The organism is Azospirillum lipoferum 4B (assembly GCF_000283655.1).
Taxonomy (GTDB): Bacteria; Pseudomonadota; Alphaproteobacteria; order Azospirillales; family Azospirillaceae; genus Azospirillum; species Azospirillum lipoferum_C.
Genome location: NC_016585.1, coordinates 433,571 through 445,592, shown reverse-complemented (window position 1 = coordinate 445,592; position 12,022 = coordinate 433,571). Strand labels below are relative to the sequence as shown.

The following is a 12,022-nucleotide window of genomic DNA, read 5'->3' as shown; positions in this document are numbered from 1 at the left end:
GGCGGCGGGGAAGCTCCGGAGGCTCCGGAAGGCTCAGGCGTCGGGCTGGCCGAACTTGGTCTGGTAGGTCACGGCGAACTGCAGGCGGGTGACGCCGGCCTTCAGCTCGCCGCTGGTCAGGCGGTCGGTGACGGTGCGCAGCAGCTCGATGCGGTCCAGCGTTCCGCCGAACTTGCCGCCGGCGGCGATGGCCCGCTCGATGCGCAGCGCCATGGCGTCGAGCTGGTCGTCCAGGTCGGCGCCGGCGCGGACATAGCCATCGACATAGAGGTCCATGCGCCGCATCTGGCGCCGGCTGCCCATGGTGAGTTCCTGGGTCGCCTCGTCGGGCGTGAACAGGCCGATGCAGGGCAGCGCGTCGGCCGGCAAGGGATCGTCCCGGTTGGCGGTGACGGGAGCGATGGAGGCAAGCGCCGCGGCGATGGCGCTGCGGATGCGGGTGCGGGCGTGCATCAGCGCGCCTCCCGCAGCAGCAGGACGGTCATGCCCTGCCCGTCCGGCCGCGGCTCGGACACCGTGAAGGTCAGGCCGCGCAGCTCGACGGCGGCGCCGGCGGGCACCGGCCCGCCGATGTCGGCGTCGACCACGGCCAGCGAGGTCATCAGGGTGGAGACCGGCCCGTCGTCCGTCTCCACCTGATAGTGCCGGCGGTCGAAGATGCCGATGACGGTGACGTCGGAGCGGCCGGCCCGGCGGATCACCGCCGGCTCACCGAAGGCGGCGATGCAGGCGGCGTTGAGGTCGTCGAAGACCATGGCCGGTCAGCCCTGCAGGGCGGCCCAGGCCCGGTCACGCTGGTCAGCGGTAATGTCCACCCCCAGCAGCTCGCCCAGCGCCTTCAGCTCCGGCTTGCCGCCCCTGAAGTGCTTGGCATTCGCCGGGTCCAGCTGGCCGATCGCCGCGATGATGCGGTCGAGCGGCAGCCCGTCCTCCTCGATCCCGTCGCCGGCCTTCACCCAGCGGGCGAAGCCGCGGGCCACCAGCGAGGCAGCCTGTTCGTCTTCCGGGTCCTTGACCTCGATGACGGCCCCCGGCCGCAGCGTGGTCTCCTTGGCCACCTTCACGGTGGCCAGCAGGCGCAGCTTGGCCATGGATCACCTCACCGTCGCGGCCATGCAGGCGTTGGGACGCCGCGGGTAGACCAGCGGCGCCGACTGGCTCAGCAGCAGGCGCCGGCCCGGGTTCTCTTCGATCCAGCTCTTGGGGAAGACCTCCAGGGCCTGATAGCCGGCGCGCGGGTCGAGGATGGCGCCATGGGCCTGGGTGCCCTCCATGGCGCCGGTGGCGCCCAGCAGCACCGTGTGGTCCGGCAGCAGCGGCTTGGTGACGCCGCCCTCGGTGTAGGTGTCGTTGTAGGTGTACAGCTCAACCATGCCGATCCGGCCCTTGTAGACCGGGGTGCCGGGCACGCCGGGCTGGAAGCCCATCTGGACGATGGCGGCCTGCCCCAGGTTGCGGTCGAGCACCTTCTCCAGCTTCGGGTCGGCCTCGAACAGCGCCCAGGCCTTGGCGTCCATCACCACGACATTCACCGCGGCGCCGGACTTCTGCCCCACCAGGTCGATCCATTCCGACAGGTCGGCATAGGGCGACACGCCGGCCTCGCCCCAGCGGGCGCCGGCGGACAGCACCAGCGACAGGTCGCCGGCGCGTTGGAAGTCCACCAGCACCTCCGGGTATTTCTCGCCCTTCACCACGCATTTGCCGGTGCGCAGGACCTCGGCCGCCATCACCTCCTTGCGGCGCAGAATCTGGGTCAGCTGGCGCTGCAGCTTGGCCCCCAGGATCGCCTGTTCGCGTGCCGCGGCCGACAGGCTGCCGGCCAGCGGTTCGCCGGCCAGCCGGCGCAGCGGCTCGTCCGGCTTGATGTCGTGCAGCGGCTTCACATAGGCCGGGGCGAACATCTTGGTTTCATAGCCGGTGTCGGTGCCGACGCGGCCGGCGGCCAGCGGCGAGACGAAGGGAGCGACCTCGATGTCGTCGACCTCGACGTCGAAGATGATCTTCTCGGTATCGCTGAAGCTGGCCAGCGGGAAGAACATGTCCAGCAGGAAGCGGGGAGCCTTGGCGCGCAGCGACCGCAGCACCCCCAGCATGGCGAGGGTGGAGTAGATGTCCATGGGTGGGTGTCCTCAGAGGAAGATCGACAGGTCGCGCAGCGCGTCGGCCGCCGACGCGGCGGAATGGCCGGCGCCGAAAGTCAGCTCGCCCGCGTTGAACTCGCCGCTCAGGTAGACGACGGCAACCACGTCGGACAGGCTGGCGTCCACCGGCTCGGCCAGCACCGCGCGCACCGCTTCGGAGCCGTCGCTGGACGCGGCGGCCGACAGGGTGAACTTGCCGCCGGCGGCGATTCGGCCGAGCACGGCACCGGCGGGCAGCACGCCGGCGCCGCTGGCGATGGTCACCAGCCGGGTGACGCGCGGGAAGTCGCCGGCGATCAGGGACGGCAGCGGCTGGCTGGTTTGGGAGGAGAAGCTGGCGGGGGTCATCGGGTGCCGTCCTTCTTCGCAATGAGCCCGACGGCGGCCATGCTCGACAGCACCGCGGCGGCGGCCTTCTCGTCGTCGCTCAGGCTGCCGGTGTCGGTGGAGGCGCCGACGGTCGGGTTGGGGTGGGCGTCCATGGCGGCGAGCGCCAGCGGGTTGCCGGTGGGGGTGGAGGCGCCGGGCGCGGTGGCGCCGATGGGGGCGGCCTCCAGCGCGGCGCAAGCGGCCTCGACCGTCAGGTCGGTGTTGAAGGCCAGATGGGCGGCGAGCTGGACGCGGCCGGCAGCGGCCGGCGCGGCGAAGATGGCGGCGCAGCGCTCGCGTTCGCTCGGTGCGGCGGCCTGCTGGCTGCCGGCTTTCGGTTCGTCACCGTCCGCCGGCTTCTCCTTGTCGTCCTCCTGGTCCTGCTGACCGGACTCTTCGCCCGCCTTGGGCGTGCTGTCGGTGCCCGCCTGGGTCTCCCCGTCCGCCGCCTTGGAGCGGCCGAAGGGGTTCAGGTGAGCGAAGCTGAAAGTCTTCACTGGATGTCCCTCACATGATCCACCAGAGCCGCAAAGGCCTGGTCGGGTGGCAGGACCGCATCGGCCAGCCCAAGGCGCACGGCCTCGGCAGTGCCGACCGGCCCCTCGAAACAGCGGGCCTCGGTGGCGAGGACCGCCGCCACGTCGAGCCCGCGGGCGCGGGCGACGGTTTCGGCGAAGAGCTGGCGCAGCGCATCGACCTGCCCCTGCCAGTCGGCGCGCACCGCGTCGGGCAGCGCGGCATAGGGGTGGCCGTCGGTCTTGTGGGCGCCGGACTGGATGAGGGTCGGTTTCAGCCCGGCCTCCTCCAGCATGCGGGAATAGTCCCAGTGCATCAGCCAGACGCCGATCGATCCCACGCCGCCGGTGCGCGGCACCGCGATGCTGTCGGCCGCGCAGGCGATGGCGTAGGCGGCGGAATAGGCCTCTTCGCTGCAGATGGCTCCCACCGGCTTGGCCGCGGCTTTCTTGGTGGCGACGATCCAGTCCACCAGGTCGAAACAGCCCTGGGCGATGCCGCCGCCGCTGTCGATGTCGAGGCAGACGGCGCGCACGTCCGGATCGGCGAAGGCGTGCGCCAGCTGAAAGCGCAGCCCGTCGTAACCGGTGGCCCAGCTGGCACCGATATAGCCCAGCTTGGGCACCAGCAGCCCGGCGACCGACACCACCGCCACACCCCGGTCCACCTCGTAGGGCCGGCGCGTGCCGTTAACCTCGCCCAGCCGGGTGCAGCCGGCCGGCAGCTCGGCCCCGGCCCGGGTCAGCTGCACCATGCGCGCAGCCGCCGTCTCGGCCCAGGCTGGGGCCACCAGCACGGGCTGCATCGTCTTCAGCATGTCGGGTGGACTCCGTTACGCGCCGGCGGCTGCCGGTTCGGGCTGGGCGTTTTCAATCGGGTCGGGCGTGGGCATGAAGTTGACCTCGGGCAGGGTCAGCCCGCGCGCCTTCAGCGCCTCCTGTTCCAGCGCGATCTGGTCCAGCAGGTCGTCGAGGTCGCGGCCCTGGTCCAGCGCCTCGTCGCGCAGGGTGGAGATGCCGAGCCGCACCCGCATCGCCGCGGCGGTGATTTCCTTCACCGGGTCCACCCAGCCGCGCGCCGGACCGCGCCACACCCCGCGCAGCCACGCCTGCCGCCGCGCCCGGCTTTCCGAGAAGCCCGGCAGGTCGATGTAGCCGCGCCACACCGCCTCCTCCAGCACCAGGTCGAGCGTCGGCCGGCACCAGGTCAGCGTCTTGTGCATGCGCAGGAACAGCACGAAGCGCCAGCCCTCCAACAGCGACGCGCGGGCGCTGGAGTAGTTGGTCTTGGAGAAGTCGCGCATGAAGGTCTCGTAGGTCATGCCGATGCCGGTGGCGATCAGCCGGCTGACCGTGGTGACGAACCCGTCCATCCCGGCGCTGGGGCGGTTGGACGAGTAGCCCTTCAGCGACTCGCCCGGCAGCAGCCGCGGGATGGCGCCGCCCGGGCCGATGCCGAGCTGCACCGACGGCTGGGTGTTGCGCATGTCCATGTAGCTGTTGGCGTCGCCGAACAGGTCCAGCAGCGTCTGCCCGTCCGCCGGGCTTTCCAGCACCGCGGCGATCACCGCGTTGACCACCGCCGCCTGCAGCTCGGCCCGCTGGAACCGGGCGCGCTGCTTCAGCTCGGTCATCACCGGCGCGAACACCGAAACGCCGCGGTGCTGGCCCGGCCGCTTCTGGTCGAAGGAGTGGATCACCACCCGCCGGCCGCCCGGCCCGCGCAACGGCACCCGCTGCCACTCCGCCGCCGCCATCGCCCAGGGCATGAACAGGTCGCCCGGATGGCTGCTGCGGATATGGTAGGCGACGGGTGCGCCATACCCGTCGATCTCGACACCGTCGCGCAGGCGCGGATCGCCGATGCGGTCCTGCGGGTTGGACAGCCGGTCCGCCTCCACCGTCTGCATCACGGTGGCGAAGCGGCTGCCCAGCCGGCGCTGCCGCTCCGGCAGCCACAGGGCCAGTTGCAGGCTTTCGCCGGCGACGAGGTCGGACTGCACCGACTGGCGCAGCATCGCGCCGAAGGGCAGCTGGCCGGTGACGTCGCAGGCGTCGCGGTCCTCGCTCCACTCGTGCCAGATGGATTCGATCCGCCGGGCGGCGTCCTGCGCCTGGTCGCGGCCGATGCCCAGCGCCCGGTAGTCCGGCATCGACTGGAAATCCAGACCGAAGCCGATGGCGCTGTCCTTCAGCGACTGGACCGCACCGGAGACCAGGGCGTCGTTGCGCTCCAGGTCGCGGGCGCGGGCGACGATGGTCTGGCGGTCGCCGTCGAGGTCGGCATCGGGCGAGCCCGCCGCCGGCGTCCAGTCGCGCAGCTCGGGCGCGTTGCCCGATCCGGCGAGAAAGGCGCCCATCGCTGCCTGCGCCCGAGCCCGCCGGATCTCGGCCTGCGGAATAGGCCGCCCGTGTTGGTCGAGGATGACGGGAGCGGTGGCCATCAACCGATCATCCGGACATAGGGCGACACCGCCGGACCGCGCCGGCCCTTCGCCGCGGCGATCTGGCGCTCCAGCGAGGCGATGTAGCTGGCGAGCTGGGTGGCGTTGGCCGGGGCGTATTCGACCACGCGGTCGCCGAAGCGCACGCTGACCTTCTGCTGGCCGATCCGCAGGGCATGGTGCGCGGCCCGCGCGTCGGCGAGCCACGCCTCCAGGATGGTGACGTCGGTCATAGGTAGAGTTCCCCTTTGTCGGTCGAGGCCGGCGGCGTCGGTGCCGCCGGTTGGACGGCTGCGGCCGGCCGGCTCAGCCGGCGCGCCCGCTCCACCGCCGCGGCGATGGCGTCGGCCGGAGTCGATTCCGTCATGGTCTCGCCGGCCGTATCGCCGGCTTCAGCCGGTGCCGCCTCGATGTCGGCCTCGCCCAGCTTGACGTATTTGCCGGACAGGGCCTGCAGGCCGCACACCGCGGCATAGGCGTAGACGAAGCACACCCCGGCCTCATGGGCCTCGGCCGGCTTCTGCCACACCGTGTATTGCTGGCCGCGCGGAACGATCAGCTTCTCGCGGGTCAGCTGGGCGAAGAACTCGTCGTCCAGCTCGCGGGCGCCGTCGATGGCGGCTTGCGGAAAATGCACATGGCGCGGCCCGGCCTTGTCCACCGCCAGGCTGCCATAGGCCCAGTCCCGCGCGGCGTTGCCGCCGATCATGTACCAGACATGGCCCAGCTTGCTGGACGGCTTGCGCGGCCACACCCTGCCCCGCTGGCCCCGGCTTTCCGACCGGCCCTTGATCGCCCACACCCGCCGGGAGCGGCGCTTGTTGGCGAAGGCGTAGACCTCCTGCGTGTGATGGCCGCCCGAGTCGATGCAGCTGGCCCGCACGTCCAGCGTGGTGCCGTCCGGCTTGCGGTAGCGGCGCAGCAGCACGCCCTCGTCCAGCGCCGCCCACACCTCGCCCTTGGCCGGATCGCCGGCCAGGACGAAATGGCCGATCAGCCAGACCTCCAGCCCGCGGCCCCAACCGTAGACGGAGGCCTCCAGCCGCGGGTTCACCGTGCCGGACTGGACGTCCACCCCGACGGTGATGAACTCGACACCCGCCGGCACTTCGGCCGGGTACGGCTCCATGCGGTCGATGAAGCTGCTGCTCTTGACCTCCTGCCCGTAGGTCGCCCGGTAGGGGCGGCCCAGCCGCAGGTTCATGAAGGGCTGCACCAGACTGGCCGGATCGGCCTGCGCCTCCAGCCACTCCTGGACGATCACCGTCCAGGCGGCGTTGGGGTTGAGCGACATGCCCGTCCACAGGTGCATGCCGACATGGCCGGGCACCTTTGCCTTGGCGGTCGGGCGCCACTCGCCGTTGGCGTCCATCCACGCCTTGTGCCGCTCTTCGATGATGCAGCCGCAGGTGCCGACGTACCACACCTTGTCCAGGGCGCCCTCGGCGTCCAGGCTCCATTTCAGCCCGTGCGGCACGTCCGGCCCGCCCCAGTCGAGATACTGCCAGCCGTCGAGCTGGCCGGCGGCGTCCGAGCATTGCGGGCACGGCACGAAGTAGCGGCGCTGGTCGGAAGCGAGCCACAGCTTCCACACCCGGCTGGTCTCGTACAGCAGCGGGGTCGAGCCGCGCACCATCGAGCGGTTCCAGAAGGTTTCGCCGCGCGTCCAGAACAGCTTCAGCTTGTCGCCCTGGGTCTTGGCCCCGGGCGTCCAGCCGTCGCCGTCGATTTCGTCGGCGAACAGGAAGCGGGCCGAGTAGCGGCGGAAGGCATCGTCCGACGCGGCGCCGACCACCCGCACGCTGGCGCCGTTGCTCAGCTGGTAGAAGGCGGCGTTGTCCTGTTTCTCCCCCTTCTTCACCGGCCGCATCAGCGGCTTCAGCACCGGCGTGTCGCGCAGCATCGGCGCGATTTCGCCGCTGCCGAAGTCTTCGGCGTCCGGTACGGTGGGTTGGGCGATGGCGCACAGCGTCGGGTCCTGGTGGAGGTGGTAGCCCACCGCCAGCGTGGCGCAGCGGGTGTAGCCGACGCGCGCCGCCTTCAGCACGGTCAGCAGCGGCACCGCCGGATCGCACATGGCGTCCAGCAGCCCGCGTTGATAGCCGTAGAGCGTCACCTTGCCGTGCTCGGCCCCGGTGCCCTTCGGGATCCAGCCATAGCGTTCGGCCCACACCGAGCCGCTCATGCGTTCCTGGAACTTCAGGCTGCCGTCGAACAGGGCCAGCAGCGCCCGGCGCAGCTCGCCCCGTCCGGTCCGGTAGTCGCCGTGACGGTGGGCGCTGACCCGCGCCGCCGCCTCATGCCCCCGGTTCATCGCCCACCGCAGCGCCCCAGCTCTTGACCAGTTCGTCGCGGGCGGCGTCGAAGGCCCGATTGATTTCCGTCTCGGCCATCGCCTGGATTTCCGGCGCCCCGGTCATCGCCGCGGCGCGGCCGGCGATCTTGGCCACCGCGTTGGACAGGCCGGTGCGCAGCCCAATGCAGAAGCCGGCGACGTCGGCCGCGGCCTCATGGCGGTTCACCACCTCATTCAGCGCCTCGTCGGCCTTGATCTCGGCCACCACCGCATCGGCCACCGCCTTGCGGCGCTTGGCCTCGTCGGCGGTGATGACGCCGATCTCGCCCTCATAGCCGGCGGCGACGTCGGCCACGGCGCGGTCCACCAGCCAGCGGTGAACGTCGGCCGTCGCAAAGGCCCATTCCCGGCCCTTGGCCCCCTTCTCCGCGAAGGGGCAGCCGTCGCGCACCCAGGCGTCGACGGTGGGCAGGCTGACGCCGAACAGGTCGGCCAGCTCCGCCCGGTTCACCCGTTGGCCCGGTTTGGACATAAACAAAAACCTCGATCCGAAAATTTCTCAGAGGGTGGACCGGTGCGGCCCGAATTACCCTCGTGGGTGGTACCCCCCGGAAGGACCCGTCACCGCCGGGCGGCGAAGCGGGCGTTGACCGTCCGCACCGCCTCCTCCAGCCGCCGGCCGATGGTGGCCCGCACCGCCCGCTCGACGATGTCGTGGAAGCGGAAGCGCGGGCGGTAGCTCGGCGCCCGGACGAAGATCACCACCGGCCGGGCGTCGGCGCCGTCGCGCCGGTAGATGCCCGGCGGCAGCCCGCCGGCGTTGCCCGGCAATGCTGCGAAGTAGCCGTTGCGCCGCCGCTTCTTCCGGCTGCGGGCGCTGTCGCTCCGGTTGGCGCTGTAGCCCTGTTCCCCGAAGGCCCGGGTCTGCGACAGGATGCGCACCACCTCCGACCGCCGCATGTTGCCGTAGGCGTCGAGGCTGGCCTCTTCGCCCGGAACGGCGAACATGCCGGCCGGCAGCAGACCGGCTGCCCGCAGCTGGCGCTCCATCCGCTTGTCCCGGCGCGGCCCGCCCTCGACGTTCGGCAGCAGGTAGCGCGCCGCCGGCGTGCCCTTGCCCCAGTCGTCCTTGAAGCCCACCCAGGCCACCGGGTCCGCCTTGCTGGCGGGCCGGACGAAGGTGGCGTTGACCGTGTAGGGCGTCGGCCGGTCGAAGGCCTCCGGCAGCGCCCGCTGCACCGCCAGCTTGGCGTCCTGCGCCGTCCTGGTCAGCGCCATCGGCAGCGCGTAGCGGGTGAGCTGGTCGCCGTACTGGCGGATGGCCGCCTTCACCTGCTGGGCAGAGGCCCGGATCCGTGCGTAGGCCATGGTGTTGCCTGTCCTTGGTCAGCGGGCAAAGTGTTCACGCGTGAACACTTTGGAGCGGCTGAAACCGCCTTACGGCTTGGGGGGGCGGTCGCCGTCAAAGTGTTCACGCGTGAACACTTTGGACTGGCCCCGGGCGCGGGCACGGAGGTCAAGGAGGAACAGCACGCCGCGGCCCAGGACGATGGCCAGGGACAGGTAAACCGTCACCCGCTGTGCCTCGCCCTGGACATCGCCAAGCCACATCCACATGCTGACCAGATAGCCCCAGATGACGCCGTCCACGGCGATGCGCTGGGTGTTGAGGTTGGCCATCAGCCCCTCCAGGTCGAAGCTCATGCCGCCATCTCCTCGGCAAGGTTGGCCAGCCGCTGCCAGCCGGCCTCGAAATAGCGCCGGTCGCGCTCGATGCCGATGAAGCGCCGCCCCGTGGTCAGGGCGGCATGGCCGGTGGAGGCGCTGCCGAAGAACGGGTCGAGCACCGTTTCACCGGGCGGACAGACGGTGCCGATCAGCTCGGCCAGCAGCCCGACCGGCTTCTCCGTCGGGTGGGCGCCCAGCCGCACCGGCGCATGGCGCAGCACGTTGGCCACGTTGCGGCGCAGCGGCTCCGTACCCTTGCCCTTGGTGAAGTGGTGGATCAGCTCATGCTGGTGGCGGAAATGCGTCCCCATGCCGAAATAGGTCTTGTCCCACACCAGCAGCCCAACCCGCTTCAGGTCGGCGCTTTCCATCGCGTCGGCCGCATGGCCATTGAGGAACAGCGCGGCCTCGCCTCCGTCGATGGCATCGGCCAGATGATCGCTCATGCGCCAGTCGATGAAGGCCAGCACATGGCCGCCCGGCTTCAGCACCCGCTGCCACTCCATGGCGCAGCTGCGCAGCAGGTGGAGGAAGCCGCGCGTGCTCAGGCTGTCGGAACCGAACCACCGGTCACCGCCGCCCTTGGTCGACCGCGTCATGGTCTTGCCGTAGGCGGTGCGGCCGGCCTCGCGGGTGGCGCCGCTGGAATAGGGAACGTCGGTCAGCACCAGGCTGACCGAGCTGTCGGGAAGCTCCCGCATCCGCTCGATGCAGTCGCCCAGCATCAGCGTCGCGGCGCCGATCGTCACGGAATGGGAGGTCATTGCGAAACCCTTGGATTTCAGCCGTTTTTCAGGGGTCAGCTTGCGATAATGCGGGTTTTCGCAAGCTTAGGACTCAGGCCGCCGACACCGTCAGCGGCTTGACGAAGAAGGCATCGTCGCCCCCCTCGATGGAGACGCCGGGAATGGTCACCGCCACCTTCGGCTCCGCCAGCAGCGCAGCCCGGTCGACCTCACTCTTGGTGCGGATGAAGCGCCGCAGCTTGCGGTCTTCCTCCAGCAGCGTCAGCAGCGTGTCGGCGTCCGCCACCACCAGCTTGGCCGTCGTCTTCTTCACGCCCATGGTGCCGGTGGACAGCGCCACCGACTTCTTGGTCCCGCTCAGCAGGCTGGCCCGGTTGGCGTCGAAGTAGCCGCGCAGCAGTTCCGTGTCGGCGGCGATGGCCGTGCGCAGCGGCGCCGCCGCAGTCTCATAGGCGAGATTGGCCTGTGCGACTGCCACGTCCAGCGAGGCCTTCAGCCGGCTCAGCTGCACCTGCGCAGCGCCGATCCGGCCCACCACAGCCGCAGCCTGGTCCTGGGTGCGCACCCGGCGCACGGGAGCGGCGACAGTCTCGCCCATGTCAATCCTCCGCAATGAGCGCCGCCATCTGGCCAGCCAGGTCGGCGCGGTTGTCATCATAGGTCTGCAGCACCCGGACGTCCCGGTGCCGCGAGAAGCGCTGCACCGCCCGGATGTTGCCGTTGCTGGCGTCCAGCGCCGCAGTGATGGCCGAGTGGCGCAGCCCGTGCGGCCGGGTGGCGATGCCCACCCCGGCGCCCAGTTCTCGGATGACCTGGTACACGGCGGCGCCGGTCAGGCGCCCTGTGCCTCGGCCGGCGGCATCGAGGCGGTGGAACAGCGGTCCGGCGGCCTTCCCCCGCACCGCAATCCACGCCTCGAGCGCCGTCCTGGTGGCGGCCGGCAGGGTGACCCGCTCGCGCTGGGTCCGCCCCTTGCCCAGCACCGCGACGGTGCCGCGCCGGCTCTCGTAATGCTCCAGGTCCAGCGACACCACCTCGCCGCGGCGCAGGGCCACGTCGTGCAGCAGCCGGACGATGGCGGTATCGCGCAGGCCTTTGGCGTCGGTGCGTTCCTTCGCCTGGGCCACCATCGCCCGCACGCCGTCCCGCCCCGGCCCCCGCGTGTCGCGGTAGGTGACGGAGTCGACGTTCTCGATGTCGAGCGCCCAACTGACCAGCCCCAGCGTGTTGCCCAGTCTGACCACCGACCGCAGGGCGGCCAGCCGGCGGTTCACCGTGGCCGGCTGCAGGCCGCGCCGGACCATGTCGTTGCGGTAGCCCAGCGCCAGAGCGTTGGCCTGCCCGTGTTCCACCGCCAGCAGCATCCGCACCGCCTGTTCGGCGGTGGCGGCGAAGGCGGCGAGCCCGTCCTGCCGGGCCACGAAGGTCCGGAAATCCTCATGATCCCGCCGGTAGGCCCGAACCGTGTTGGCCGAGCGCCCGGCATAGAAGGCGTCCAGGAGGTGCTCCTGGATGCGGTCCAGCCGCAGCGCCGGGGCGTGGCGGGCGTCGCTGACGTCCTGTCCGGCCGGATCGCCCGGAAGGACGGGAAGGCTCATCCGTCGAGCGCGTCGCGCAGCTCGGCCACGGTCATGTCTTCCGGCAGCTCGCGCAGCGTCGCCGCGACCTGCTGCCGGAAGAACTCGACCGCACCGTCCGACGGGCACACCGCCGCCGGGTCGTTGTCATGGGTGAGGCCGGCACCGGCGGCGACCGCCTCGCGGATCAGCTCGTCCATCCT

17 protein-coding genes are annotated in these 12,022 nt (G+C 71.1%); all 17 read right to left on the bottom strand.

Translation table 11 applies throughout. The annotated features are described in order from the left end of the window. Window positions 1-33: 33 nt before the first annotated feature. Window positions 34-453, bottom strand: coding sequence for a hypothetical protein (locus tag AZOLI_RS15835; RefSeq protein ID WP_014188173.1), 420 nt, complete (start codon window positions 451-453; stop codon window positions 34-36). After that, window positions 453-755, bottom strand: a complete 303-nt coding sequence (locus AZOLI_RS15830) for a head-tail joining protein (protein ID WP_014188172.1) — start codon at window positions 753-755, stop codon at window positions 453-455. The genes AZOLI_RS15835 and AZOLI_RS15830 overlap by 1 nt, the downstream gene beginning before the upstream one ends. Before the next feature lie 6 nt (window positions 756-761). Next, window positions 762-1,091 (bottom strand): hypothetical protein, encoded by a 330-nt coding sequence (locus tag AZOLI_RS15825; RefSeq protein ID WP_014188171.1) that lies wholly within the window; start codon window positions 1,089-1,091, stop codon window positions 762-764. Between the two features lie 3 nt (window positions 1,092-1,094). Then, window positions 1,095-2,120 (bottom strand): major capsid protein, encoded by a 1,026-nt coding sequence (locus tag AZOLI_RS15820; RefSeq protein ID WP_014188170.1) that lies wholly within the window; start codon window positions 2,118-2,120, stop codon window positions 1,095-1,097. Between the two features lie 12 nt (window positions 2,121-2,132). Beyond that, the gene (locus AZOLI_RS15815; RefSeq protein ID WP_014188169.1) at window positions 2,133-2,492 is read right to left on the bottom strand and encodes a head decoration protein; all 360 of its coding nucleotides are present in this window, start codon (window positions 2,490-2,492) and stop codon (window positions 2,133-2,135) included. Next, window positions 2,489-3,010: a hypothetical protein gene (locus AZOLI_RS30425; RefSeq protein ID WP_014188168.1), complete on the bottom strand. Its 522-nt coding sequence runs from the start codon at window positions 3,008-3,010 to the stop codon at window positions 2,489-2,491. The genes AZOLI_RS15815 and AZOLI_RS30425 overlap by 4 nt, the downstream gene beginning before the upstream one ends. Beyond that, window positions 3,007-3,846: a S49 family peptidase gene (locus AZOLI_RS15805; RefSeq protein WP_052315461.1), complete on the bottom strand. Its 840-nt coding sequence runs from the start codon at window positions 3,844-3,846 to the stop codon at window positions 3,007-3,009. The genes AZOLI_RS30425 and AZOLI_RS15805 overlap by 4 nt, the downstream gene beginning before the upstream one ends. Window positions 3,847-3,861: 15 nt before the next feature. After that, window positions 3,862-5,472, bottom strand: a complete 1,611-nt coding sequence (locus AZOLI_RS15800) for a phage portal protein (RefSeq protein ID WP_048816526.1) — start codon at window positions 5,470-5,472, stop codon at window positions 3,862-3,864. Next, entirely contained in the window at window positions 5,472-5,705 is a 234-nt protein-coding gene (locus tag AZOLI_RS15795) for a phage head-tail joining protein (protein ID WP_014188166.1), read from the bottom strand. Before AZOLI_RS15795 ends, AZOLI_RS15800 begins: the two co-directional genes overlap by 1 nt. Then, window positions 5,702-7,786, bottom strand: a complete 2,085-nt coding sequence (locus tag AZOLI_RS15790) for a terminase gpA endonuclease subunit (RefSeq protein ID WP_014188165.1) — start codon at window positions 7,784-7,786, stop codon at window positions 5,702-5,704. The genes AZOLI_RS15795 and AZOLI_RS15790 overlap by 4 nt, the downstream gene beginning before the upstream one ends. Then, window positions 7,770-8,300, bottom strand: coding sequence for a terminase small subunit (locus AZOLI_RS30695; RefSeq protein WP_014188164.1), 531 nt, complete (start codon window positions 8,298-8,300; stop codon window positions 7,770-7,772). The genes AZOLI_RS15790 and AZOLI_RS30695 overlap by 17 nt, the downstream gene beginning before the upstream one ends. 89 nt (window positions 8,301-8,389) lie before the next feature. Continuing rightward, a complete protein-coding gene (locus AZOLI_RS15780) occupies window positions 8,390-9,136 on the bottom strand; it encodes a hypothetical protein (RefSeq protein WP_014188163.1) in 747 nt (248 codons plus the stop codon). 69 nt (window positions 9,137-9,205) lie between these two features. Continuing rightward, a complete protein-coding gene (locus AZOLI_RS15775) occupies window positions 9,206-9,472 on the bottom strand; it encodes a hypothetical protein (RefSeq protein WP_014188162.1) in 267 nt (88 codons plus the stop codon). After that, a complete protein-coding gene (locus tag AZOLI_RS15770) occupies window positions 9,469-10,260 on the bottom strand; it encodes a DNA-methyltransferase (protein WP_014188161.1) in 792 nt (263 codons plus the stop codon). The genes AZOLI_RS15775 and AZOLI_RS15770 overlap by 4 nt, the downstream gene beginning before the upstream one ends. 73 nt (window positions 10,261-10,333) lie before the next feature. Next, window positions 10,334-10,840 (bottom strand): host-nuclease inhibitor Gam family protein, encoded by a 507-nt coding sequence (locus tag AZOLI_RS15765; protein ID WP_014188160.1) that lies wholly within the window; start codon window positions 10,838-10,840, stop codon window positions 10,334-10,336. A gap of 1 nt (window position 10,841) precedes the next feature. Beyond that, the gene (locus AZOLI_RS15760) at window positions 10,842-11,840 is read right to left on the bottom strand and encodes a tyrosine-type recombinase/integrase (protein WP_014188159.1); all 999 of its coding nucleotides are present in this window, start codon (window positions 11,838-11,840) and stop codon (window positions 10,842-10,844) included. Then, window positions 11,837-12,019, bottom strand: coding sequence for a hypothetical protein (locus AZOLI_RS15755; RefSeq protein ID WP_014188158.1), 183 nt, complete (start codon window positions 12,017-12,019; stop codon window positions 11,837-11,839). The genes AZOLI_RS15760 and AZOLI_RS15755 overlap by 4 nt, the downstream gene beginning before the upstream one ends. Window positions 12,020-12,022: the final 3 nt, after the last annotated feature.